A 21,353-nucleotide genomic window follows, 5' to 3' on the forward strand; every position below is an offset into this window, starting at 1 on the left:
CGCGAGACGGCGCGAGGTTCACCTGGCCCGGGCGGGAACCGACGAAGCGGGCTTCAAATTGAGTAAATTGCCGAACAGGATCAGCGCGGCGCCGAGCACGGTCCAGGCGTCGAGCCGCTCGGAATACAACAGCCAACCGGCAGTTGCAGTCAGTGGAACCCGCAGAAAGTCCATCGGAACCACGACCGTCGCGTCAGCGTAGCGCATCGCGCTGGCCAGGCAATAATGTGAGAACGTGCCGCAGACGGCGATCACGCCGACCCAGCCCCAGACATAGAGCGACGGCCACGTCCAGACCAACAGCGTCGGAATGAAGCCCGCAACCGACTGCACCACCAGCATCCAGAACAGGATCGAGAGCGCACTCTCGGTGCGGGTCAGCGATTTGACCAGCGCCATCGCGACGCCAAATCCCATGGCGGCGCCAAGCGCGATGAGCTGCCCCGGATTGATCTCCCCGGTCGAGGGGCGGACAATGACGATAACGCCGACGAGGCCGAGCACGATGGCGGCGATCTTCCATGGCGTCATCCGCTCGGACAGGAAGCTCGCCGCGAGGACGGCCGTCCAGATCGGCATGGTGAACTCGATTGCGACCACCTGGCCGATCGGGATCAGTGTCAGTGCGAAGAACCAGCCGAGTTGGGCAACATAGTGCACCAAATTGCGGCCGACATGCTGCGGCAACCGCGATGTCTTGAGCACCTTCCAGCCGCCGGCGCGGTAGATGATCGGTGAGAGCAAGACGAAGCCGGCCAGCGACCTCATTTCCATGATCTGAAAAACATTCAGCTCGCGCGTGGTCTCGCGCCCGGCCACTGCCATGATCAGCATCAGCGACAGCCAGCCGGCCATCCACAGTGCAGCCATCATTTTCGACGGTGTGGTGCTCATCTGCGGCGGATACGGAAAGGGATGGACAGAGGAGGGGCGGCCGGTATCGGCGACATTGCCGCCGTTTGCAACGGCCAAATCTGCGGATGCAGCGATGCCGGGCGGCATGCTAAGCATCAGCGAACAACGACAAAGATCGGGAGACATTGCCCATGCGCATCTTGCAGCCGGCCGAGTGGAAAAAACCGCGCGGCTTTTCCCACGGCGTCGTGACCGAGGGGCCGGGCCGATGGGTGGTACTCGCCGGCCAAACCGGGGGCGACGAGGCCGGCAGTTACGATCCCGACATGGCAGCCCAGGTCGCGACGGCGCTGAAGCGGATCGTCAAGCTGCTGGGCGAGGCCGGTGCCGGCCCCGAGCACATCGTCCGCCTGATCTGGTACCTGTCCAGCCGCGCCGAGTACGAAGCGGCAGGTGCCGGCATTGGCGCGGCCTGGAAGGAAACGCTCGGCCGCAATTTTCCGCCCTCGACGCTGCTCTATATCGGAGGCCTCGTGGACGAGCGTGCCAAGGTCGAGATCGAGGTCACGGCGTTCGTGCCCGGCCCATAAAAAAATCGATCCGGCGCGGGCGCCGGATCGATTGTCGCGTGAGCTAGCGTCTTATTTCGACATCGAGATGTGCGCGCCGCGGAACTGACTGTCCGCGCGCATCGTGACGTTCTGCTTGTTGCCGGACGTCTTGAGAGAGATGTTGGCGTTGAAGCCCGCGGTGGAGGCCACCAGCTCGTAGCTTCCGCCGCTGCCGCGGCCCTGGAGCGAACCGGAGATGTTGCGGCTGGTCTCGGACCAACTGCCTGCAATGGCGCCGCCTTCGGCCTTCACGTTGGCGCCGAGGTTGAATTTGTAGGCATCGCTGGCGCAGGTCAGCGACATCTCCATGGTCGGTCCGATCGGAGCGTATTTGGCCCGGCAGCGGATCCGCTCGGTCGAGCCGTCATCCAGCGTGACCGTGCCACTACCGCTCCAGCTGCCCGCCAGCGGGGCGAACGGGCCGGACTGGGCACTGCTTTCGGTCGCGGCGATCCCAGCCCCAAACAAAACGGCGGCCGCGATCAGCAGCCGCCGGTTCCGGGCGCGAGCCTCAATTGGTTTATTGGCGCGATGCTTCCCACCGCCCGCTGCACGGTATGCCTGCAGATGCTCCATTCCACTTCCCCGATCCGGCGTTGCCGCTGAGTTGACCGTTGGCATATGCACCATTGATCGAAACTTTCACAAGTCCCCCGCTGCCGATGGTGCCGGAAACGTTAGCGCCGGGCGCGGTGATCTTGCCGCCGGCAACCGTCAGCATCGAGCTTGCGGTCGGCTCGCACGAACCGCTCTTGGTCACGATGGTGACTTGCCAATTGCCGTCATAGGGATTCTGGGCGAAGGCGGGGGCGGCAAGGGTGCCAGCGAGAACTGGGGCGGCACAGAACACCGCAATGCGACCAAAACGCATGAATTCGTCCTTGAATGTGTCTGAGTTGTTGACGCTTATTCGGACGAAATGTGACGGAAATTTGTTGCGATGCCAAAGCGAAAATTGTTCCTTTGGGAACAATGGTTTATTTGCGCTTTTGGCTCCAATTTCCGAAGCAGAATCAAGGGCGCCGCACGTTAAGGGTAAACGTCAGGACGACTCGGAAAGAGCTTGCTCCAGGAGACTTCGGCTCAGAGGGCTGGCTCAGAGGGTCTTGGCTCAGGAGAGGCTCGGCGCGGAGGTGGCGAACTGCTCGTCCTGGACTTTGGCGGGTAGCGCCTTGTGGACCTTGGCGTAATCGATCACGTCGGCCAGCAGCTTGAGCCCGAGCGGCGCCAGCGCGCGTTCCCAAAGCTCTCGTGCGGTCTCGCCCTTCTTGACGAAGCACCAGTCCTGGGCGGCGATCGCGCCGGCATCCATGCGGTCGGCGAGATGGTAGATCGTGCCGCCAGCGATGGGGTCGCCTTCCTTGATGGTCCATTCCACCGCGGCCTTGCCGCGGTGGCGCGGCAGCAGCGAGGGATGATAGCCGATCCCGCCGAGCCTAGCGGCGGCGAGCGCATCCTTGCCGATCCTGGCATGGCTGTGCGCGGTGATGATCAGATCGGTGTCCGGGGCGATCTCGGAGGCCACCACCAGCTTGGGATTGGCTTGCACTTGCACCTCGATGCCCGCCGCCTTGGCCGCCGCGGCGAGGCGGTCGTCGGCGTCCGCCACCACGACCCGGACGACCGAGACGCTGTGCTCCCGGAGCATGTTCAGGGTGGTCACGCCAAAATGGCGGGAGCCGACGAGGGTAATTCGCATGGGTGTCCGATCCGTCTCGCAACTGCGTCATCCCCCGATAACACGTCCGCATGCCCTGTCACCACCCGCGCAGCGTTTGCGTGGGTTATCAACAATGCGCCGGGCGCCGCTTGCGCGAACGCCGGGATTGCGCCGTCGAGCCGTCCGGCGCCTTCCAAGCGGGCATGACATCGGCTTGGGAGCGAAGGCAATGCGCAGCGTCGGGTTTTTCGCTGTCGCGACACTGCTGGCGGCCACTTCGGCCCAAGCTGGCGGGCCTTACCCGGCGGTCCCGACCGGCGTTGCGCCATCAGGTGGCGCCGATCTCGGACGCCTACCGTTGCCTGGGGCCCTGCGTCGTGGACGAGAGCCTGTAGCGGGTTCCTGTGTTTCGTTTCTTAACAGAGATGCCTCGGATTGGCTGACTCGGATTGGCTGATAAGGGTGCGCCAACCGGGGCTGGTGCATTTCAAACCCGCATCCGTTTTCGACCCCGGCTTTTGGCCGCGGGCGGCCTTTCATGCCCACGACTGACGAAATCATCGAACGGTAACACGATCTCAACCAGCTTGGCGTATCGACGAATCCGTCGCGGATTTGTATTGCGTACCGCGACACCGAAATCGTCCGCCGGCGTGGGCGCGCCGCCGGGCCTTTTCGCCGGGACAGATCTCATGCCGAACGCGATCGAGCAGATCGTCGACGCCTATGTGCGTCTGAAGAACCGCCGTGGACTCGACGAGCTGATGATGCACAGCCAGCGGCTCGCGGTCGATCTGAAGAGCCGGTCCGGCTATGATTTCAGCCTGCCGATCGGTCAGATCGACGAGGAGATCGCGATCATCGAGGCGGGGCTCAGCCGGCTCAAGTCGGATAAGTCCACGATCTAGACGTCGGCATCGTGCGCGATGCCTGGCGTTGACGCATTGTCGCAGTCCGAGCCCGGTTCATGCGGGGTTCAGGCCAGCCATGCGTCAATTGCCATGTCGTTTCGTGGGACGCGAATCCTGATAGGCTTGTCCCCGTGTTTTGAAGGAATCGTCATGATCGAACTTGCGCTGGCCGGCCTGCTTGCGTTTGCAACCGGGCCTGCGGCGCCGACAGCGCCCATGGTGGAGCAGGTTCAGTTCAGGGGCGGTCCGGGCGGGCAATGTCCACACGGCTACGATTACAACCACTCGAACGGCCGCTGCTATCCCAACGACCGTCACGCGCCGGGTGTCTACACCGGGGGCCACGGCTCGGGCTATGGGCGCCGTGGTGGCTTGTGCCCGCACGGTTACGACTATAATTACTCGACAGGCGAGTGCTACCCGAATCGTGCGCACGCGCCCGGCGCTTACGGTCGCCCTCAATATTACGGACGACGCGGCGGGCTCTGTCCGGACGGCTATGATTACAATTACTCGCAGGGACAGTGCTACCCGCACGGGGCACGTGCGCCGGGCATGTATCGGCGGTAGTCATCGCCGTGCTGAGGCGGGCGCTCAGTCGCGTCGGCCGCCGTCGATCACCGTGAACAGCGGCCGCGCCGGGGTGGGTTCGACCAGCAGCTCCTCTACCAGTGCGGTTGCGGCATCGACATATTTTCGGGTCGGCTTGTCGAGAGGGCGCTTGGCCTCGTCGTCGAGCGCGACTTTTGCGGCCTCGACCAGCTTGCGCATGCGCGCGGCATGGTCGTCGCCCGCGGTCAATGTCGCGCGCGCCAGCGAGCGCAGCACGAACAGCTCGCCCTCGAGGCGAAGCAGACGGTCGTTGAGCCTGGTCAGGACGGCGTTGAGGTCGGCCATGGCGTTCGAAGCGGAGGATCCGTCCTGATCTAGCCGCGATCGGTGAACGGAGTGCAAACGGCGCCGGCGCAATTCGGCGGATCCGGCGTCACCGCAGGCGGCTTACCATTCGACGCCGGCCCAGCGCCGCCCGAACACCGGTGGCCTCGTCTTCACGGCCTGCCAGCCGAAGAAGTGGTGCTTGCCGGACCAGGCATGCACGATGCCGCTGCAGATGCCGCATTTGAAGCTGCCGCTGTGAGCCTCGCTGTGCTCCTCTCTGGTCGCGGTGTAGTTCATGCCGCAACCGGTGCAGGTGAATTCTTCGATCGTCCAGATGCTGTTGGCCATGGCCCAGAATGCGTTTCGGTGACTACGAAGAAAGGTAGTCACCAGCATTTGCAGCGGCGTAAACCGGCGCGGGGAAATCCGGTTAACCCGCGTTAGCCAAGCCGGGTTGGGGGCGGGCGATGTGGTATCCGGCAGCCGGTCGTCTTGACGCCAGATACGTTGCTGGCAATAACGGCTGAGCCCGCAAGCGCGGAAGTTGCGTTCATGCCGCAAGGAAAGCTGTGCCCGTGAAAAGCCTCCGTCAGTTGCTGACGGGCGAGGACGTCATCCAGCTCGTGATCCGCCTCGGCCTGCTCGCCTTGCTGATCATCTGGACCTTCCTGATCATCCGCCCATTCGTGCCAATCCTGGCCTGGAGCGGCGTGCTGGCGGTCGCGTTCTATCCGGCATTCAGCTGGGTCGCCAAGATCCTGGGCGGCCGACCCAAAACCGCAGCAATAATCCTGACCCTGATCACGCTGGGTATCGTCATCGGCCCGGCGACCTGGCTCGGCATCAGCGCGGTGGACGGCGTGCGTGAGCTGGCGCACCAGCTCGGCACCGGCGACCTCGTGCTCCAATCGGCTCCGGAGCAGCTTAAGTCCTGGCCGCTGGTCGGCCCCTGGCTCTACGAGCTCTGGGATCAGGCCTACAACAACGTTCGGACGGCGGTGCGCGAGGTGGCGCCGTATCTTCAGCCGCTGGCCGGCCCGCTGCTCTCGCTCGCGGGCGACGCCGGCCTTGGCACGCTCCAGTTTCTCGTCTCCGTGTTCGTGGCCGGCTTCCTGTTTCCGCATGGGCCGCGCCTGGTCGCGGCCGGCCGCAACTTCCTGTTTCGCATCGTGCCGGAGCAAAGCGAGCATTTCCTCTCGCTCGCCGGTGCGACCATCCGCGCCGTGGCGCAGGGCGTCATTGGCGTGGCGATCGTCCAGGCGCTGCTCGCCGGAATCGGCTTCAAGCTCGCCTCGGTGCCGAGCGCGGGCCTTCTTGCCTTCATCGTGCTGCTGCTCTCGATCGTGCAGATCGGTGCTTTCCTGGTGCTGCTGCCAGTGATCATCTGGATCTGGACCGCTAAGGACGTCACCACCGCGCTGCTGCTCACCGTGTTCTTCGTCCTGGTCGGCTTCATCGACACCATGCTGAAGCCGCTGGTCATGGGCCGTGGCCTGACCACCCCGACCATCGTGATCTTCGTCGGCGTGATCGGCGGTACGCTGGCCCACGGCATCGTCGGACTGTTCATCGGACCGATCATCCTGTCGGTGGCCTGGGAAATGATGATGGCCTGGATCAGGACCGAGGACCGGGCGGAGACGGGGAAGGGGTGATCTCGCGCCCGCCAGCGCGGTGTCAGCCGCCCATGCCGGTTAGCTCGTGGCTTGTGATCAAGGCGCGTCGCTAACTTGTCTGTTTGACTAGACAAGTTACCATTGGGTCGATTCTGTTTTCGACAACGGCAGCAATGGCAAAGTCTTCCAAGCTGGTTGCCGCCAGGCGCGGCAAGGTATTGTTGGTCAGACGCCGGTCGGACGGCCTGTGGATGTTTCCGGGCGGCCGCAAGCGTGCGCGCGAGTCGGAGAAGGACTGCCTGCGGCGGGAGATCAAGGAGGAATTGCCCAAGCTGAAGCTCGGCAGGATCAGCCTCTGGAAGGAAGTGAAGGCGAGGAACAAGCGCTCCGGCCGCAAGATGAGCGACGCGATCTTCATCGCCAAGTCCGCCAAGGGCAGGCTGGCGATCGGCGACAAGAAGGAGATCGACCGCGCCGCCTGGCACAAGCCCCGCGGCATCCGCCTGACGGCGACCTCGCGCTACATCCGCGACCGCCTGTTTCCGCGCAAGCGGCGGCGAAGCTGAGCCGCTAGTCCTCCCGCGCCGCCGATCGCGTCCTGCCAGCAAACCTCCTCGATTGCGCCACCTCCGGCTCGGGTGCGGCGAGCTTCGCGGCCTGGAGCTCCCGCATCTCCTTGCGGACCTGGCGCGCACTGCGCATCGCCCGCTTGATGAAAGGATGCTGCGAGTCCTCGGCGAAGAACAGCACGACTTCGCAGCTCGGACATTGCCTGGAATAGCCGTCCTGCAACCGGCCGGCGCGATCGCGAAACACGTTCTTGCACCGCGTGCACTGAACCTGGACCGAACTCATGCGCGGATGACAATCACTTTGAAATGGATCGTCAGCTGATCCGAAATGTCTGAAGAAAGCTTGAATGCCGGCCTGGCCCGATGCCGCCAGACATCGCCGAGCCAACAAGACGTGTGAACCAGTTCACAAGCGCGCGGCGAAACCGCTGCTATGAAGACGTCATTGCTTAACCGATTCATTTCGAACGAAACGCCCCAGCGTGGCTCCAACCGCTGGGGCTTTTTCGTGCCTCCATTCTCACAGCCAAGAGCAGATCGAAAGGATCGCGCCGCCGCCTCGAACGTTATCGAGGAGGGGTGCGTTCGCAGGGCAAATCCCATATGCATGGCGCCGAGCTGCCGATTCGAGGGGCAAGGCGGCTCGCATTCAGTTTGCGGCGGTTCAAGAGCAGAAACGGGTCCAAGTGAGGCTTTCCACGAAGGCAAGGGTGGCCAAGAAGCCGCCGAAGAAGAGCAAAGGATCGCAGCGCGCCACGATCTCGTCTTCGTCGCCTCTCGGCATGATGGCCCTTCATCTGCTTGGACAATGGAAGCAGTCCGGACGCAGCGGCATCGTGTTTCTCGCCGAGAGCGAGAACAGGGCGGAGCGGCTCGGCAGCGTCATTCACGCGCTCGACCCCGCCTGCGAGGTGCTGGTGTTTCCGCGCTTGAATACCTTGCCGTTCGATCAACTGGAGCCCTCGCACGAGCTCGCGGGGCGCAGAGCCTCCGTGCTGAGGCGCCTTGCGAAGTCCAAGAAGCCGGTGTTTCTGGTATCGACGGCCGAAGCGGTGATGGAGCGGATGCCGCCGCCGGCCAGCCTGTCGCGCCTGAGCCTGAGCTTGAAGGTGGGCGGCACGTTCTCCGAGCAGGAGCTGGAGTCCCGCCTGCAATCCCTCGGTTACGATCTTGACGATGAGCCGGATTATCCGGGCGGGGCGCTGTTCCACGGCCAGACCTTCGAGATATTTCCCGCAGGCGCGCTGGGGCCGTTCCGGATCGAGCATTCGCAGCACACGATCAAACGGATCGTGGCCTTCGACCCGCATGAGCACAGGATCATCTTCGAGACCAGGGAGCTGCTCGTCGATCCCATGTCGGAGCGGCTCGGCCTTGCCGGCAAAGGCGGCAAGCGCGCCAGCCTGTTCGATTATTGCGCGGGCGCCAGATGGATCGCCGATGCCGGCGTGCCGTCGCATGCCGACGGATGGCTCGATACGATCGAGGAGGCCGCGCCCCGCAGCGAGCGGGAGCGCGAATATCTCGGGCGCAGCGATTGGAAGCGGCTCTCCAAGGGCATCAAGGTGCTGCCGCGGACGGCACCGTTCCAGGCCATCCCGGAATTTTCCAAGCTGACATCCTCCCGGAAGGCGTTGCGTGGCTTCGTCGAGGAGACGCGCCGGGCCGGGTCGCGGCTGATCCTCGTTGCCGCGCACGAGGACGATCTGCGCGTGATGGAGCGGATGAGCGGCGTCAAGGCGGAGCGCTGCGAAGACTGGGAGGAGGCGGCGCGCGGGCGGGGCGGCGAGACGGCGCTGCTCGCCGATCTCGATGCCGGTTTCGTCGTGCCGGCGAAGAAGCCTCTGGTCGTGGTGACGGCGTCCGACGTGCTCGGCAGCCGCGCGCATCATCCGCAGCCGATGGCGCGCGCCTGGAGCGCGGCCTTCGACCATGCCGATGCGCCGGAGCAGGGCACGGTGGTCGTTCATCTCCAGCGCGGCCTTGCCGTGCTCGACGGCCTGCAGACCGTCAACACCGGCGGGGGCGCGATGCGCGAGATGATCCGCCTGAAGTTCGCCGGCGACAATGCGGTGCTGGTGCCGCCGCCCGATCTCGCCTTGATGTGGCCTTACGCCGCCGAGCTCGGCAGGCTTTCGCTCGATAAGGCGGACGGCAGCACGTGGTGGGCGCGCCGCAGCGAGGCCGAGCGCGAGATCCAGATCGCCGGCAAGGCGCTCGCCAAGCACATCAGCCAGCGCCGGCGGCGGCGCGGCGAAAAGCTGGTGCCGCCGGGATCGGCCTACGAGAAGTTCGTCGCGCGTTTTCCTTACTTCACGACGATCGACCAGGCCCAGGCGATCCGGGACGTGCTGGATGATCTCGCATCCGGCCATCCGATGGATCGGGTGATCTGCGGCGATGTCGGCTTCGGCAAGACCGAGGTCGCGCTGCGCGCCGCAGCCGCGGTGGTGCTGTCAGGCAAGCAGGTGGCGGTCGCGGTGCCGACGACGGTGCTGGCGCGCCAGCACGTCGCGACATTCCAAAAGCGATTTGCCCCGTTCGGCATCGAGGTCGGCAACCTCTCGCGCGCCACTTCGGGCGCGGCGCTGCGGGAGACCAAGGAGGGCCTGCGCAGCGGCCGGATCAAGGTCGTGATCGGCACGCAGGCGCTCACCGGCAAGGACGTCAGGTTCGACGATCTCGGCCTCGTCATCGTCGACGAGGAGCAGCATTTTGGCGCGGCGGAAAAGGCAAAGCTCGCGGGGCTCGCCAAGAACGTCCATGTGCTGATGATGAGCGCGACGCCAATCCCGCGTACGCTGGCCGCCGGCCTTGCCGGCTTCCGTGATCTCAGCGTGATCGCCTCGCCCCCGGTGCACCGGCTTCCGGTCGCGACCCGGATCGCGCCGCTGTCGGATGCGGCGATCGCCTCGGCGCTGCTGCGCGAGCAGCGCCGCCACGGCCAAAGCTTCCTGATCTGCCCGCGCATCCAGGATCTCGATCCCATGCTGGCGCGGGTGCGGGCCGTGGCGCCGGACCTGCGCATCGTCTGCCTGCACGGCAGGCTGGCCGCGGACGAAATCGACGACCGCATGATGAGCTTCGTCGAAGGCCATGCCGACGTCCTGCTCGCGACCAACATCGTCGAGAGCGGTCTCGACATTCCCCGCGCCAACACCATCGTGGTGTGCTGGCCGGAAAAATTCGGCCTCGCTCAACTGCACCAGCTGCGCGGACGCGTCGGCCGCGGCGGCATCCGCGCCTTCGCGCATCTGCTCACCGAGACGGAGTCCGGACAATCCGAGAAGCGCCTCGCCGTGCTCGAGGAGTTCAGCCGGCCGGGCGCGGGCTTTGCCATCAGCGAGCGCGACCTGGATCTGCGCGGCGCGGGCGATTTGTTCTCGGAGCAGCAATCCGGCCACGTCCAGGTGTTCGGGCCCGTGCTCTACAGCCACCTGCTGAAAATGGCCTCGGAGAAGAGCGACGAGCAGCTGTGGGTGCCCGACCTCAACCTGCCGGTCGGGGACATGCTGCCCGAGAGCTATGTGCAGTCCGAGCCGGTGCGGCTCGAGCTCTATGCCCGCGCCGCACGATGCAACGACGAGGACGATCTCGACGACCTCGAGGAGGAAACCTCCCGCCGCTTCGGACCCTTGCCAAAGCTCGCGCGCGACTTCTTCGCCGCGGCCAAGCTCAGGATCGAATGCAAGCGACGCGGCATCATCCGCCTCGACGTCGGGCCTGAAGCTGCGGCCGCGACGTTCCTGCCCGGACGCCTGCGCAAGTCGCGAGGCAAGTCACTGCAACGCGACGGCGACCGCGTCGTCTATCACAGCCCGATGCGCGATGCGCCGTTCGAGCGGGTGGAGGAGCTGTTCGAGCTGCTGGACGAGGGGTAGGGGCTTGCGCGTTCGTCAGCGCTCGCAACTGCGAATTCGTAGCGGAAACCCTGCTCCACCATTATAGTTAATTTGGGCGTGGCGAAGGAGATCGTCCGATGTCACATGCCATTCGTCCAGTGATTGCCACGATTGTCGCAGGCTCATGTCTGTTGGCCCTGGTGCAAGCGGGCGGCGCAAATGCCGGCTCCGCCGGAGCGGGCATGGGAACGGGGCAAGGTAGCGCTGGCGGCTCGGCGCCTTCTGGAATGGGGACGAGTGCGGGCAATGCAGGTCCCTCAGCACCCCCAGGGATGGGGACGAAGGACATCGCGCCCGGCGGAGATCTGGGCACCAACAGCGAAGCGACCAATTCGAACGTCCAGCCCGCCACGCCTGCGAGGTCGCGGGCGGCAGCTCAGGCCGCGAGAAATGCCGGGGCTGGTCGCGCTCAAAATGGCCTGCCGATCGGCGCAATTGGCAGCGGCACGAGCAATGAAGATCAAAAGGCCGCTGGTTCGGCGTTCTCCCAAAGCAGATTCCGACCGGCAACACAGGCTCAAGGAAACGCCAGTGTTGGTTCAAATAGTCTGTCAGGGAGAGGCTCGAGCCTTTCGGACCAGATCAGTCGGCCGCGAGCCGCACGAGCTGGAGACAAGGTGCTGGATGCCAAGGCCCGGGTCGAGCGACGAACGACTGTGTCGCCCAAACGCGTTACGAGCCCGATAGGACCAGGTTTGTAATCTGCGAGTGACGGGGGAACAGGTCGACTCGGTGCATCGCGCTCTACCAAAGCACATGTGGCGCTCGCGGTTTGAGCGGACGCACGAGCTGTTCGAGCTGCTGGGGGGGGGTAAATCGGAAAGTGCGAAAACAACCCCATGCACAGTAGCTATGTGCTTGTGCGATAAGGCGTTCTGCATTCGGCGCGTCCATCGCGGCCGAGGTGGCCCAAGCAAGCGTGGTCCACGACCCGGATCAGGCCTATCGTGCCGAGTCCGTGCCGGAGGCGCCGTCACTTGGCCGTTGATTTGTCGGGCAAAACAGTGGCATTATGCCAACTTCGGAAAATCCGTTGCTGGCATGGCTGTTGCCGGATGCGCGGCGAGGAGCTTGCGCCGGATCCGTAATCGGCCGGGGGCGCCGGCCCGTCCGCCGGCCGCGCCGCTAACGCGGAATTAATCCAGAAAGCCGACAATTTTAGGCAGTTGTGTATGGGTGCTGCGTAAGCGGATCGTCGCGAGGGCGTTCCAGGGGGCGGCTTCCTGTTGCTCGCTCCATGGGGGGTCAGTGCAAATGACCACGTCCTTCGAAACGCTAAGCTTCGCCGAAGAGCTCGACGCCGTCGCCCTTGCAGACGCTGCAGGCGCGCAGGAACCCGCAGGCCCGGAAGCTGAAACGCCGCCAATCACGCCCCGCCGCAAGACGATCCTGCCGCTGGCGGTGTGTGCCCTCGCCATCAACGGCGCGGCGGCCATCTATACGTCGCCCTCCGGCATGCCGTCATTGAATGTTGCCAGCCTCGCCGAACTGCTGCCGCGGCAGGAGGCACCGGCACCGAAACCGGATCCGGTCGTCACCGCCCTGAAGGAGATCCAGTCGGCCCAGCAGCAGCACACCGCTTCGCTGCATGAGAACAACCAGACGCTGCAGCAGAATGCAGCCTTGCTGCAGCAGGATTCACTCTTGCTGCTGTCGCTGCGGCAGAGCATCACGGACGAGCGGGTCGACGTGAAGAAGATCTCCTCGCAGCTGTCCACGCTGATCGCCAAGGTCGACTCGCTGCAGAATGTGATGATGTCGGACGTGACATCGTCCGTTCGCAGAGCGAATGCGCGCTACGGACTATCCGCCGCGATGCGCAAGCGGCTGGTGCGTGAGCCCAAGCCCCTGGGGCCTCTAGGGCCGGTGTCGATCGGAGGGGCTCCGCTGACCGCGCCGGCTGCGGTGGCGGCGCCGGAGAGCTGAGGACGCGTTCTGGCTAGGCCGCTTCCTCCTCGAACGAGGTATAGACCCGGCCTGTGGGATCAACGACCTGAACGTCCCAGCATCCGTCCTCGACCAGCTCCCTGGCCTTTTTGAGGGCCGCGGCGAGTGAGGACCGCTTGAGATTGACGACGCCCGCCGTGTCGAAACCGTTGATTTCAAACATGCCGTTCCTCCGGTTTTGGGGAATCCTACACGTTTCCGGCGCGATGTCAGCGGGTGTGTCAAAGTTTCAGTTGCTGGGCCTTGGCCTCCAACCGTATTCCTGATGGGAAATCGTGGCGGTGATGTCGGCCTCTTTGTCTGCCGAGAGGCGCCAGGCCGCCACTCCGAAGCACAACGTCAGGACCAGGGCCGTCGCAAGCAGAAGCATCGAGACGAAATGGCTCACGCGGGTCACCAGCGGTTGGAAGCTCCGAGAGAGCGAACACGGGCTGCCGATTCGAAAAATACAGACGGGCTGACCTAAAGCCCTGGTTTCCACATCAAGTCACACAGGACCAAAGGCGCTCACGATCCCGATCGTGATCGGGACCAGCGCGACGATCGTCCATAAGGCGGGCGAGCTGGAAGACAGACCGGCGAAAAAGATCAAAAGACCGAAGCCCACAAGGGCCGCCGAGATGGCATAGGCGAGTGCTTTTTCCATCGTTCGATCCACGAGGAAACGGGATGGATTGCGCCTGTAGGACTCAGTGCCGATCGAAACGTTCCCATGCTGATCTGGATTGGCGGTGCATCAGCATCTCCGCAGCTCCGCTCAGCATGTCGACCACCACTGCGGCTTCGAAGCCTGGAGCCACAAAATCACTGGGCCATGTCTGCGCGGATCGGGCACCGGATCCGCGGCGTGCTTCTAAGGCCGAGACGGGTCGGTCCCGGCCTTCCGCTCAACCATCGCCATTTCCACTTGGTCAGCAAGGACCGTGAGGTGGCTTGCGAGCCTGTCGAACACTTCGCGCTTGGCTGGATCGGTAGCCAAGTCGCGGATCAGGGCGCGTTCGGCCGCATCTTTGCCAAGTTTCTCGATCTGCGCCAGATAATCCTTCATTGGCAATTGGCTTCGTTCTGCGCAAACAAAACGTACAAGCAATGTGCGAAAGCGAGCAGAAGCGATTGCCGATTTTTCCTAGTCTTCGGTGGCTTTGGCCTTCCCCAAAGGTCCAAGCACCTCCAGCGGCCCCGGCCTCACACCCCAAAAGCCCCCCACGGTCGGGGCCGTCATTGGCGCTAGCCGCGATTTGCGATCGTGGCCGTGGCGCCTGCCTCTGAGCGTTCGCGGATGGAGGAGCCGAGTCGCATCGCACGAACTGCGACAACGGCGCAGCACTCTTCAAAGGAACTGACTCCATGCCTCTGCATTCCTCGATTGCATGATTTTCCCACTTTTCGGTCGGCTCGTTGACGGAGGGGGTACATGGGCACTTTCGATCACACCGCTGTTCTGAAGCAGCGTTTCGATGAGCTTGCTTCTGGGCTTTCCGCATTGGAAGATCTGCGCTCGCGCGTAGTCGCAGCCGAGCAAATGCAAGAGAGGCATAGTCACGCGGGCAAGCCGCCCCCGACAATTCGCAAGGGTGGCAACCCTAAATCGCGATCAGCAGAAACCGATCGGCCAAAGAGGCGCTAGGCGCGGCCCCCGGTTCACGCTTCAGAACAAGGGCCGCCGCTCTGGAACAGCGGCCCTACCGGGTTACGATAGATCCGAGATGAAACTTGCCGGCCCCGGTAACGACATGTTCGTCCTGGAGGGACGTTCCTGCATCAACAAACGTGAATCCAAAGGAACGGCCCCGGGCGTCCCGGGGCTGGCTGCGGACACACCGAGGCCGCCCGACGCACCACTCAGCGTGGCACGCCGGGTGATATCGTCTGCTCAAACATTCGAGCTGGGTGTCTCAAAAGATACCGTCCAGCATTAAATTTTCGAGGTCTAGGCCAGAACCAGCCCCGACGGCAACGCGAACGGCGGCCGGTGAACACGTTCGAATGCGGCGCGCGAGAAAGGAGGCCGCAACCATTGGGCCTACCGGTTCACGCTGGCGAACCACCATCGTTCGCCGCACGCGACCTCTCCGCGCGTGAGGGCATCAGCAGAAGTAGCAATTGTTCAGCTCGCTCCTTGGTCAGATTGGCCGCCATATCGGTCCCGATCAGTGCTGGGCCCCTGCGTTCTCGATCGTAGACCATCCAACCCTTGCCGCCCATGCGAATGAAAAATCGGCTTTGCGACGGAACCTCGTCAGTCAATGAAGCATGCTCCCGATTTGCCCAGCACCTCTCAGGAAGCGGCATTCTTCTTTGTAGCTTCATTCGCATATGTGAATCGTTTCGGGAAAAAATGGCAACTGGTCGAGTTTTCGTTCACAGTTGAGTGCACTGTCACCGTAGATTGTCAGATCCGGCGGGCGGGCTGCTTGGAACGCCTCGCTTGACTTCACGACCCTGGTCACGCGCCAGCGGTTGTTGAGTTCGTGGGGAAGCCAATGATGTGCGCATCAACCGGCGAAGCTCCGGCCTTCCTGCGTCAGCTCGAAGCTCTCGCCATTTGCGCAGAGCAAACCCGCCTCGACCATTTGCTTGGCAAATGACAGGCTGCACACCGGCTGCGAGCCGCCCGGATGATACAGCCGCGTGCCCCGCGCGATCAGGTGCCCATACAGCAGAGCGAGCCGCAGCGGCCTGACCATCCCGGGCGAGACATTTGGCATTCCTGCCAAAGCGTGCGGAAGGCCCTTCGTTCCTGCGTGGAGTCGAACGACTGACAATTGTCAGTCTGCAAAGCATTGACCGCGGCTGGCTGCAGCTAATCGCCCGCGAGCGACTGCATCGCTTCCAAGAGGCGTTCAAGCCCGAACGGCTTCTGGAGCATGATGCTGCCGGACACCGGACGCGGAGCGGCGTGCGTGTAGCCGGTGGCGTAGATCACAGGCATGCGCGGATTGGATTGCCTGCACTGGATGGCGACATCCCAGCCCGTCAGCGAGCCCGCCAACCTGATGTCGGTGAACAAGAGATCGGGTGTGGCTTCGGCACAGAGCTCGAGCGCGCGCTCGCCGCTATCAGCTTCCATCACCTCGTGCCCGTGAGTCTCCAGGATGTCGACCACCACGTCCCGGATCAGGTCTTCGTCTTCGGCTACAAGAACCCGCAAGTCTCCCTCCAGTCGCGCTCTTCGTCCACGACATGAGGACCCATGCGCAGAAAACATAGTGCCGGCTGGTCGGCGCCGCCTCCGCCAACTCGGCCGACGAGCCAGCGAGACTCAAGCTGGAACGGGTGACCTTTGTTCCTGCCCACCTGCTGAGCCGGACGGCATTTCGATTTTTGCTACTTGATTTTATTGGTGAGCGCGCTGGGGCTCGAACCCAGGGCCGGGAGCCTGGATCGGGCAATGAACCAAGAGCATGCGAGGCGACTATTTCACCGACATGGAGCAGGACGACAGCGACGCTGAGGACGATGATTTGGAGGAGGCGAAGCAGCAGGCTCCGGAAATGTGCCCGTGCGCTTGATTCTGCTCATGCCATAGCGGTTGTCTCACGAGTCTCGAATTCGAACGCTGCCGGGCTCGAAATACATGTCCCGGCAGCGTGTCATTCTCAAACTGAGCGCTGAAATCCCAGTTGGCTTCGACTGTGCAACGGACATGCCACAGGCTTGTGACAGGAGCCCGCCGGTTCGCGCTGGCGGGCCTTTGATAGCTTAATAGTAATGGCGCCTTGGGCGGTGATAATAGTCGCCATAACCGTAATATCCCTGCCGGCCCTGCTGAAACTGTGGCGGCACCGTGCCGTTGGGGTAGCACCGACCGTCTCGAATATCGACGTCGGCGCCGTGGCCGCATCGGACGGGATGTCTACCGTAGCCTCCACCGTAACCTCCGCCGCCGCGATGATAGTACTGCCGCGCAGCCTGTTCTTGAGGAGGGAGGGCCCCGTTCGGATAACACATGCCGTCTCGGGCGCTCAGGTCCCAACCGTGGCCGCATGGAGGCGGGTGTCTTGGCACACCATACTGGACCTGCTGGATGGGTGGCTGAACCAGCCCCGGCACGGGCGGGCCCATAAGTAATGCTGCGGCGAGCACGGAAACGATCATCTGAGAATCTCCATGGGGCGCAGCGTGCCTCAGCACGTATGAACCCGCTGTGAATGGCACGGCTCACGTTGGCGGCTTCTTCGCAAAGCCTAGGGTTAGCACCAGAACCACTGCCAAGAGAACCCAGCCGACAATATCGATGGCGGTCATGGCTGCACCCGGCGAGTGTGCACACTGTGTGCAGGCCCCAAAAATCCCCTCAACTCGAAGGGCTGAATTTTGGCTCTAGGTGCTTGATTAGCTTGGTGAGCGCGCTGGGGCTCGAACCCAGGACCCCGTGATTAAAAGTCACGTGCTCTACCGGCTGAGCTACGCGCTCCCATGGCCGCTGATGGCTCGAAGAGATCGCCATCGTGTTCGGACATTCGAGAGGCATGTCTTGCCGCTTCGCCTAGAGATCGCGTCGCGGGGAAAACCGGCTGTTTCCGGATCATGCCTTCGGCCTGCGCTGTGTAGGGGGAGTGGCTGCGGAGGTCAATAGTGCGGGTGGTTGCCGAAGATCGCGGCAGGAGCGGGGATTTGCCTGGGCTATCCGTCGCTTAGGCCAAAATTCTCACCTCGATTGGCGGCCGGTCATCCACGCCGGAGACCGCGTGATTCCAGGCACGAGGCCGAAGACCGGCGTGGAGCAGGATCAGTTCGTCTCCCGCCGGACCTCGCTCGGCACCGGCTGCGGCGTGCCGGTCGGGTGGGGCAGCGCGACCGGGCGCAGGCCGATCAGCTCGGCGGTGCGGATCGCGCTGTCGCGCCAGAACTGGAACGAGTTGATGCGGCTGAGCTCGAGGGTGGCGATGGCGACCGCGGCGAGGAACGGCAGGCTCTGCAGCACCAAAACGCCGGCGAAGATGTAGATCTCGGTGATCTGCTTGTAGCTGTTGGTGGCGATCAGCACGCCGGCGCCGACCAGGAGCAGGGTGCCGATCACGGCTTCCCAGAACGCCTGGAACTCGATCGACATGCGGGACAGGCCGCCTTTGGAGGTGCGGGCGAAGGCGATGTGCTCGGTGATCAGGCCCTGCGCCACCGCGCGCGACACCGTCCATTGCACACTCATCGCCGCGATCATGGCGCCCAGCATCTGGCCGGGCTTGATGGCGACGCGGGCGCGGTACATCGACAGGAAGTGCACCAGCGAGACGATGAAGGCGCCGACAATCGGCAGCGTCAGGATCTTGTCGGGAATGGCGATGTCGGCGAAGGCGACGATCGGCACCCAGACGAGGTTGAGCAGCGCCACGACCACGCCGAGGCTTTCGGCGCCCAGCCAGTTCAGCCAGCCGAGGCCATATTCGCGCTTCTGGTCGGGCGTCAGCCGGCTTGCGCCGGGCAGGAAGCGGCGCCAGTGCTTCTTGACGATCTGCAGGCCGCCATAGGCCCAGCGGTGCCGTTGCTTCTTGAAGGCCTCGTAGGTGTCCGGCAGGAGGCCTGCGCCGTAGCGGGTATTCGTGTAGTGGGTGGTCCAGCCGAGCTCTTGGATGGCAAGGCCGAGATCTGAGTCCTCGCAGATCGTGTCGCTCGACCAACCACCGGCCATGTCCATCGCGGCGCGGCGGATCAGGCACATCGTGCCGTGCACGATGATGGCGTTGGCCTCGTTGCGCTGGACCATGCCGATGTCGAAGAAGCCGGCATATTCGCCGTTCATGATGTAGTGCATGATCGACAGATCGCCGTCGCGGTGCTCCTGCGGCGCCTGCACGAGGCCGACGCGCGGGTCGGCAAAAGCAGGCACGAGGTCCTTCAGCCAATCGGGCTCGACGACATAGTCGGCATCGAGAATGCCGATGATCTCGGCATCCGCCGCGGTGCGGTCCATCGCGATCCGGAGCGCGCCGGCCTTGAAGCCCTGCACCTTCTCGGCGTTGATGAACTTGAAGCGTTCACCGAGCGCGCGGCAATGGTCCTGGATCGGCTGCCAGAAGGCGGGATCCGGCGTGTTGTTGATGATGACCACGCATTCGTAGTTCGGGTAGTTCAGCCGCGACAGCGCATCCAGCGTCTGCTTCAGCATCTCGACCGGCTCGAAATAAGCGGGGATATGGATCGAGACCTTGGGGCAGTAATCCTCGGGCACGTTCTCGACCGGCTTGTTCTTGGCGATCAGGCGCTGCGGCGGCCGGCCGAAGGCAACCGCGGCGATCTCGTCGATGCGCGCCATCGCGATGAGGACCAGCGGAACAAGGAGGATCATGCCGAGCGTCAGCGCGAAAGCCGAGCCGAACAGGAAGTAGTGGCCGTTCCAATAGGCGAACACGGTCGCGGCCCAGGCGCCGACGCCGTTGGCGGTCGCCGACAGCAGGAAGGCTTGCCTCGCGGTCGCTTTCTCGATCCGCAGGATCGGCAACGACAGCAGCACGCCGACCAGCAGCGCGATGCCCATCAGCTTCCAATAGTCGGGGTTCTCGACCGGGCCGGTCCAGGCGAATTTCGGCTCGCCGCTGGCATTGAGGACGCCCCAATACGGACCGACGCCGCCTTCGAAGAATTTCCAGGGCCGATCGAGGGCTTCGACGATGTTGTAGTCCATGCCGAGCGCTTCGGCGCGGGTGACGAAGTTGCGCAAGGTCAGCGCCTGCTGGAACGGACCTGGATCTGCGTTGCGCAAATTATAGCCTGCGCTCGGCCAGCCGAACTCGGCGATCACGATGCGCTTGCCCGGGAACTGATTGCGCAGGAGGTCGTAGCGGTCCACGGCCTGGTCGACGGCCTGATCCGAACGGAAGTTTTCCCAATAGGGCAGCACGTGCGCGGCGATGAAGTCGACGCTGGAGGCGAGGTCCGGAAAATCGCGCCAGATGTTCCAGATCTCGCCCGTCGTCACGGGAACACGGACCGCGCTCTTGACCTTCTTGATCTTGCTGATGAGGTCCTCGACCTTCATCTCGCCGCGGTAGATCACCTCGTTGCCGACCACGATGCCGATCACGTTGCTGTTCTTGCGGGCGAGCTCGATGGCGGCCTTGATCTCCCGCTCGTTGCGATCCTCGTCCTTGTCGATCCACGCGCCGACCGTGACCTTGAGGCCGAACTCGGCCGCGATCGGCGGCACCAGCTCGCTGCCTTCCGTCGCGGTGTAGGACCGGATCGCTCGCGTGAGGGTCGAGAGCTTCTTCAAGTCCGCGCGAATCTTGTCGGGGTCGACCTTGAGGTCGACGACATGGCCCGGTTCGAACGGCGTATAGGACAGGCTCGGCACCAGGCCCTTGAAGTCCGGCGCAGGTTCCCTGTCGCGCAGGACTCCCCAACTGCCTGCGTGGAGCGCAGACACGAGCAACAGAACGGCGGCGACAACGCGCATCGCGGCTAAACCAATAGGGGCTGAGGTGGCAGGGAAGCGGATCCGACCCCGAGATCCGACCAAGTCCGCGGCAAAGGGAGCATATCTCTGCCGCGCGGTTTCACAACTGTCATGGCCTCATGTCCTTATGAGGGCATGGCCTTTTCGAACGACGCGCGGCAGTGCCAACCGTCTCTATGGCCGGTCGTTCCTGAACGGCAGCTGAAACGACCGGAGCGATTTTGGCTTGGGCTATTTCGCCGGCGTGGGGGACGGGCTTGCCGCAGGCGAGGGGCTCGCGGCCGGCTGCGGCTGCGCATTGGCGGCCGGCGCTGCCGGCTGGGCGGCCGCGGCCGCCGCCTGCTGCGGCTGGGCGGCCGGGTTGATCCAGCACGCGTGCACGCGGCTATCCAGAGTTTCGGCCACCTTGGGGTCGATCTGGCCGCCGAAACGGGTCAGGCAGCGGAACGCGGCCTGGATGTGGCCGCCGGGACAGCCGAAGCGGTCGTAGAGGTCGAGATGACGGAATGCGGTATCGAGGTCGTCCCGCCACATCAGCCGCACCACGCGCCGGCCGAGCCAGACGCATTCGGGATTGCCGGCCGGGCCGTTGATGACCTGGGCGGCTTCTGCGAACTCGTCGGTGCGGCGCTGATTCTGGGCGGCGTCCTTGGCGGCGTCGGCGGGCTGGGCGGCCGCCTTGCCCTGTTCGGGGCCCGGCGGACCGCTCTGGGCGGAAGCGCCGCCAGCACCGGTCAGAACGAGCAGGCAGGAGACGGCCAAGGTGGCGGCGAACTGCCGCAGGACCGCATTTCGTGACTCGAACACCCGTTGCCGCATGAATTCCCCAATGTATCCGCTGGCCGTCCGCGTCAGGAGCCCCGCGGACGCGCTAGCTGATGGCGTCCAAATGGGTCTCCAATGCGGCGGAAAAGTCTTTCGGAGTCCATGACCTGTATTTCGAATTTTGTCCAGCAAAGTCACGATCCTAGATCCCGGTGAACCGGCGCAGGTAAATTCCTTGG

21 protein-coding genes and 1 tRNA gene are annotated in these 21,353 nt (G+C 64.0%); 6 read left to right on the forward strand and 16 right to left on the reverse strand.

From position 1 onward, the window contains the following. Positions 1-18: 18 nt before the first annotated feature. A complete protein-coding gene (locus tag ACTEK7_RS02430; protein ID WP_036012600.1) occupies positions 19-894 on the reverse strand; it encodes a DMT family transporter in 876 nt (291 codons plus the stop codon). A gap of 152 nt (positions 895-1,046) precedes the next feature. Here ACTEK7_RS02430 and ACTEK7_RS02435 point away from each other — a divergent pair, with 152 nt between their 5' ends. Further along, entirely contained in the window at positions 1,047-1,445 is a 399-nt protein-coding gene (locus ACTEK7_RS02435; protein WP_225147082.1) for a RidA family protein, read from the forward strand. A gap of 51 nt (positions 1,446-1,496) precedes the next feature. Here ACTEK7_RS02435 and ACTEK7_RS02440 read toward each other — a convergent pair whose 3' ends face one another. From ACTEK7_RS02440 to ACTEK7_RS02450, 3 genes are all read right to left on the reverse strand, one after another. Continuing rightward, the gene (locus ACTEK7_RS02440; protein ID WP_074447965.1) at positions 1,497-2,042 is read right to left on the reverse strand and encodes a hypothetical protein; all 546 of its coding nucleotides are present in this window, start codon (positions 2,040-2,042) and stop codon (positions 1,497-1,499) included. Then, a complete protein-coding gene (locus tag ACTEK7_RS02445; RefSeq protein WP_036012597.1) occupies positions 1,987-2,337 on the reverse strand; it encodes a hypothetical protein in 351 nt (116 codons plus the stop codon). Before ACTEK7_RS02445 ends, ACTEK7_RS02440 begins: the two co-directional genes overlap by 56 nt. A gap of 240 nt (positions 2,338-2,577) precedes the next feature. Continuing rightward, positions 2,578-3,165 carry a formyltransferase family protein gene (locus ACTEK7_RS02450; RefSeq protein WP_036012580.1) on the reverse strand — a complete coding sequence of 196 codons (588 nt, stop codon included), beginning with the start codon at positions 3,163-3,165 and terminating at the stop codon, positions 2,578-2,580. A 653-nt stretch (positions 3,166-3,818) separates the two neighbouring features. On the opposite strand from ACTEK7_RS02450, the gene ACTEK7_RS02455 reads away from it, so the two are divergent. Beyond that, a complete protein-coding gene (locus tag ACTEK7_RS02455) occupies positions 3,819-4,034 on the forward strand; it encodes a hypothetical protein (RefSeq protein ID WP_225147081.1) in 216 nt (71 codons plus the stop codon). 597 nt (positions 4,035-4,631) lie between these two features. Here the strand turns inward: ACTEK7_RS02455 and ACTEK7_RS02460 are convergent. Beyond that, positions 4,632-4,934 carry a hypothetical protein gene (locus tag ACTEK7_RS02460; RefSeq protein ID WP_027575377.1) on the reverse strand — a complete coding sequence of 101 codons (303 nt, stop codon included), beginning with the start codon at positions 4,932-4,934 and terminating at the stop codon, positions 4,632-4,634. A 102-nt stretch (positions 4,935-5,036) separates the two neighbouring features. After that, on the reverse strand, positions 5,037-5,264 hold the full coding sequence (locus ACTEK7_RS02465; RefSeq protein WP_057029249.1) for a hypothetical protein: 228 nt from the start codon (positions 5,262-5,264) through the stop codon (positions 5,037-5,039). A 227-nt stretch (positions 5,265-5,491) separates the two neighbouring features. Here ACTEK7_RS02465 and ACTEK7_RS02470 point away from each other — a divergent pair, with 227 nt between their 5' ends. Together ACTEK7_RS02470 and ACTEK7_RS02475 are read left to right on the forward strand one after the other, a co-directional pair. Then, positions 5,492-6,571 carry an AI-2E family transporter gene (locus tag ACTEK7_RS02470; protein WP_370107652.1) on the forward strand — a complete coding sequence of 360 codons (1,080 nt, stop codon included), beginning with the start codon at positions 5,492-5,494 and terminating at the stop codon, positions 6,569-6,571. Between the two features lie 134 nt (positions 6,572-6,705). After that, positions 6,706-7,098 (forward strand): NUDIX hydrolase, encoded by a 393-nt coding sequence (locus ACTEK7_RS02475; RefSeq protein ID WP_157286040.1) that lies wholly within the window; start codon positions 6,706-6,708, stop codon positions 7,096-7,098. 4 nt (positions 7,099-7,102) lie between these two features. Here ACTEK7_RS02475 and ACTEK7_RS02480 read toward each other — a convergent pair whose 3' ends face one another. Continuing rightward, complete coding sequence (locus tag ACTEK7_RS02480) at positions 7,103-7,348, reverse strand: hypothetical protein (protein ID WP_463671660.1); 246 nt, start codon at positions 7,346-7,348, stop codon at positions 7,103-7,105. Positions 7,349-7,886: 538 nt separating this feature from the next. Here ACTEK7_RS02480 and ACTEK7_RS02485 point away from each other — a divergent pair. Together ACTEK7_RS02485 and ACTEK7_RS02490 are read left to right on the forward strand one after the other, a co-directional pair. After that, entirely contained in the window at positions 7,887-10,985 is a 3,099-nt protein-coding gene (locus tag ACTEK7_RS02485) for a DEAD/DEAH box helicase (protein WP_057029353.1), read from the forward strand. 1,275 nt (positions 10,986-12,260) lie between these two features. Further along, positions 12,261-12,932 carry a hypothetical protein gene (locus tag ACTEK7_RS02490; RefSeq protein WP_225147080.1) on the forward strand — a complete coding sequence of 224 codons (672 nt, stop codon included), beginning with the start codon at positions 12,261-12,263 and terminating at the stop codon, positions 12,930-12,932. A gap of 13 nt (positions 12,933-12,945) precedes the next feature. Here ACTEK7_RS02490 and ACTEK7_RS02495 read toward each other — a convergent pair whose 3' ends face one another. From ACTEK7_RS02495 to ACTEK7_RS02535, 9 genes are all read right to left on the reverse strand, one after another. Further along, positions 12,946-13,116: a hypothetical protein gene (locus ACTEK7_RS02495; RefSeq protein ID WP_167361663.1), complete on the reverse strand. Its 171-nt coding sequence runs from the start codon at positions 13,114-13,116 to the stop codon at positions 12,946-12,948. A gap of 324 nt (positions 13,117-13,440) precedes the next feature. Further along, positions 13,441-13,599, reverse strand: a complete 159-nt coding sequence (locus tag ACTEK7_RS02500) for a hypothetical protein (protein ID WP_164936882.1) — start codon at positions 13,597-13,599, stop codon at positions 13,441-13,443. A 207-nt stretch (positions 13,600-13,806) separates the two neighbouring features. Further along, a complete protein-coding gene (locus ACTEK7_RS02505) occupies positions 13,807-14,001 on the reverse strand; it encodes a hypothetical protein (RefSeq protein ID WP_225112456.1) in 195 nt (64 codons plus the stop codon). A 983-nt stretch (positions 14,002-14,984) separates the two neighbouring features. After that, complete coding sequence (locus tag ACTEK7_RS02510) at positions 14,985-15,200, reverse strand: hypothetical protein (RefSeq protein ID WP_225147079.1); 216 nt, start codon at positions 15,198-15,200, stop codon at positions 14,985-14,987. 248 nt (positions 15,201-15,448) lie between these two features. Continuing rightward, positions 15,449-15,640: a hypothetical protein gene (locus ACTEK7_RS02515; protein WP_225112455.1), complete on the reverse strand. Its 192-nt coding sequence runs from the start codon at positions 15,638-15,640 to the stop codon at positions 15,449-15,451. Between the two features lie 116 nt (positions 15,641-15,756). Next, the gene (locus tag ACTEK7_RS02520; protein ID WP_036012559.1) at positions 15,757-16,104 is read right to left on the reverse strand and encodes a response regulator; all 348 of its coding nucleotides are present in this window, start codon (positions 16,102-16,104) and stop codon (positions 15,757-15,759) included. Between the two features lie 1,190 nt (positions 16,105-17,294). Continuing rightward, positions 17,295-17,370: transfer RNA gene (locus tag ACTEK7_RS02525), tRNA-Lys, on the reverse strand. A gap of 315 nt (positions 17,371-17,685) precedes the next feature. Next, positions 17,686-20,349 carry a glycosyltransferase gene (locus tag ACTEK7_RS02530; protein ID WP_225147078.1) on the reverse strand — a complete coding sequence of 888 codons (2,664 nt, stop codon included), beginning with the start codon at positions 20,347-20,349 and terminating at the stop codon, positions 17,686-17,688. 231 nt (positions 20,350-20,580) lie between these two features. Next, the gene (locus ACTEK7_RS02535; protein WP_036012549.1) at positions 20,581-21,168 is read right to left on the reverse strand and encodes a hypothetical protein; all 588 of its coding nucleotides are present in this window, start codon (positions 21,166-21,168) and stop codon (positions 20,581-20,583) included. Positions 21,169-21,353: the final 185 nt, after the last annotated feature.

It is taken from the genome of Bradyrhizobium sp. JHI2711 (genome assembly GCF_056156565.1).